Here is a 2631-nt window from a genome sequence, read left to right as displayed (position 1 = left end):
CCTCGCGCTGAGCCGCGAAGAACGGAAAGGTTAGAACCGGCTCCAGCGCCGTCTGTCAAGTGCGTAAAGCCAGGGCAACGTCAAAAACGGTGTCATATACCAGATGTCGAACACCCACCAACCGGTGACGCCGAAGACACTCGAGCCGAAGCGCGCCGGGAAGTTCACCACCATATTGACTATGTAGCCGAGCCAGAGCATGACATAAGCCCAGCTGGTGATGATCATCCACCGGTATCCTCAGCGCTTCAGCTTGATAAAGCCGTATGCCGCGACCATCCGGGCCGGAAATACCCCCAGGATGCAGAAGACTTCCCAGCTCTTTTCCCCGGCGGCCGCCGAGCCGCCCGCCCACAGGCTGTTGTAGTCGAGGTAATAGGCGGCGTCGGCTAGCCGACCCCAACCCGTGAGCCCCCATTGCACGACGCGTGTGTCGTGCGCCCACAGGTCCAGCGACCAGCCGAGGAAGTTGGCGGCGGCGTCGACCATGGCGAACATTCCGAACAGCGTGACGGCGGCCGGGCGGACAAACTCACCCGATGCCTTTGCTCGGGCGGTCTTGACGAATCCGATAGCGATTACCACCAGCCCGATCAAGCTGAAAATCAGGCTGCCGGCGAGCACCGCACCGGTGATCAGCCAGCGATCGGCGGCCTTGACCACCGGGCCATCCGACTCGGGAACACCACGGTATGTGGTCTGCGCCGGCGGGCTCGCGCTGGTCTGGCCAATGCTGCTCATAGGACCCATCCATAACGAATCGCGACCACGGGCAGCACTGCTGAAGCACCGACAACAATGCCCACCAGGCAGCCAACGGCAACCACCATCAAAAACTTTGTCAGTGTCGGCACCTGCACGACGTACCACGACGCGCCATCTTTGAGGTCGACATCGCCTTCGTCCGGCGCGACCGGATCATCCAGAGTCGGGTTGTCCATCCGGCTAGCCGCGAAATACCAGATAAACAAGATGATCGGGTCGACCACAACCGCGCCCGCCAGTCATCCGAGGTCACCCCAAAAGCCTGTGCCGCCCAGCGGCGGGATACGCGCGGGCAGCTCCTTGCCGTCACCAAATCCGGTTCCGTAGCCATACAGCGCAGCTGCGATATAGCAGGCGGAGATCACAATTACGAAGAAAGCCACACATACGCAAGCGAGCACATATATGCCGCGCTTGCGCTGACGATAGGCACGGTCAAAGCTGACCGGAGTCCCAGTTTGGCTGTCCTGCATAGCTGTCTCCCGCGCAGCTGCGCGCCCATTACGGTGCGGGCGCCCGTGTGCGAGCCTTGCCCCACCTGTGGAGCGGGGACGCACAGTTCCTTTCAACAGTTCCACCGCGAACCTAGCACGGACCATATATTTGGTTCAAGCGCTGCGGTCGGCTCTTTCTTCGCTTTCAGGAAGCGGCAGCTCGACCGCAGCAATTGAGAATGAAAGGCCAAGCAAGTCACCACTTCTAGTGGTTAACTGCGACGCAGCCGTCCTCGGCGGAACTGGGGGCGATCCAGTCGCAATCTATCTGAGCCGCGAATCTGTAACCAAATATCTGCTCTATAAGCCACTGGCCGGTTCGAAGACGCCCGGCACCTAGATCATGTCGTTGCGGGTCAACCACCGCATCACCGGCCAGCCGACGAACACCGGTATCCAGCAAGTGAGGACGCGATAGAGCAGCACCGACGGCACACCGACGGCCGTGGGTACACCGAAGGCGGCCAGCCCACCGATCAGTGCCGCTTCCACGGCGCCGACGCCGCCGGGCGTGGGGGCGGCCGAGGCGAGGGTTCCGCCGACCATCGTCACCACCGTGACGGTGACGAAGGTCGCGTTGCCGCCGAACGCTTCGACGCTGGCCCACAGCGCCAACGCCGCACCGAGAGTTGTTCCGGTACAACCCAGTACGATCAGCCCCATCCGCTTGGGTTCGCGGGCAACCTCGATGAGGTCGGTGCTGATCTCCTTGACCTTCGGGCGCAGATCCGTTGCCAGCCAGCGCCGCAACCTGGGCACGAACAGGAAGGCGCCGACGATTCCCAGCGCCACACCCCCGATCAAATACAGCATGGTGGCCGCCGGGACGAAGTGCGACAGGTCAGTCCCCGCGCCCGCGGCGGTGCTGAAGAGGATCAGCAACAGCACATGCATGATCACCTGCACCGACTGCTGCAGCGCGACCGCGGTGGTTGCTCGCACCGTGCTGAGCCCGCTCTTCTGCAGGACCCGGGTGCTGAGCGCGAGCCCGCCGACGCCGGCCGGGGTGGTGGTGGCGGCAAAAGTGTTGGCCACCTGAGCGATTGTGAGTTTCCAGAAGTTGACCTTTTCGTCGGCCGACGCCCACAGCGCGGCCGCCGCGCCCACATACGTCGATGCCGAGATGGCCAGCCCCAGCAGCGCCCACCAATAGTTCGCTTTGCCCAGCTCGTTGAAGAAGGTCGGCACCGTGCTGATGAACGGGTACGCGACGTAGACCAGCGCGACGAGCAGCACCAGCTGGATGAGCTGGCCGCGGGTGAACCGGGTGATCGTCTCGGCTTTGATCTTTTCCGTACCGGTTTGGCGCATCACCGCCGCGCGGCTTCGGGAGATGACGGCGCCCGGATCGTTGACAGAGCTCCGAACACGT

5 protein-coding genes are annotated in these 2631 nt (G+C 63.0%); all 5 read right to left on the bottom strand.

The window, feature by feature from the left end:
* Positions 1-30: 30 nt before the first annotated feature.
* Positions 31-228, bottom strand: a complete 198-nt coding sequence (locus WB785_RS10780; protein WP_424079044.1) for a hypothetical protein — start codon at positions 226-228, stop codon at positions 31-33.
* Between the two features lie 12 nt (positions 229-240).
* Positions 241-741 carry a hypothetical protein gene (locus WB785_RS10775; protein ID WP_424079042.1) on the bottom strand — a complete coding sequence of 167 codons (501 nt, stop codon included), beginning with the start codon at positions 739-741 and terminating at the stop codon, positions 241-243.
* On the bottom strand, positions 738-989 hold the full coding sequence (locus WB785_RS10770; protein ID WP_424079040.1) for a hypothetical protein: 252 nt from the start codon (positions 987-989) through the stop codon (positions 738-740). The genes WB785_RS10775 and WB785_RS10770 overlap by 4 nt, the downstream gene beginning before the upstream one ends.
* A 15-nt stretch (positions 990-1004) precedes the next feature.
* The gene (locus tag WB785_RS10765) at positions 1005-1238 is read right to left on the bottom strand and encodes a hypothetical protein (protein WP_424079038.1); all 234 of its coding nucleotides are present in this window, start codon (positions 1236-1238) and stop codon (positions 1005-1007) included.
* A gap of 357 nt (positions 1239-1595) precedes the next feature.
* A partial coding sequence (locus WB785_RS10760; protein WP_424079036.1) for a lysylphosphatidylglycerol synthase transmembrane domain-containing protein occupies positions 1596-2631 on the bottom strand: 1036 nt, incomplete at its 5' end.

Source organism: Mycobacterium sp., assembly GCF_049585075.1.
Taxonomy (GTDB): Bacteria; Actinomycetota; Actinomycetes; order Mycobacteriales; family Mycobacteriaceae; genus Mycobacterium.
This window is presented reverse-complemented; position numbering and strand designations above follow the sequence as displayed.

Coding starts and splice junctions, on each gene's coding strand:
- WB785_RS10775 (WP_424079042.1), bottom strand. CDS start 741: ATGAGCAGCATTGGCCAGACCAGCGCGAGCCCGCCGGCGCAGACCACA.
- WB785_RS10780 (WP_424079044.1), bottom strand. CDS start 228: ATGATCATCACCAGCTGGGCTTATGTCATGCTCTGGCTCGGCTACATA.
- WB785_RS10765 (WP_424079038.1), bottom strand. CDS start 1,238: ATGCAGGACAGCCAAACTGGGACTCCGGTCAGCTTTGACCGTGCCTAT.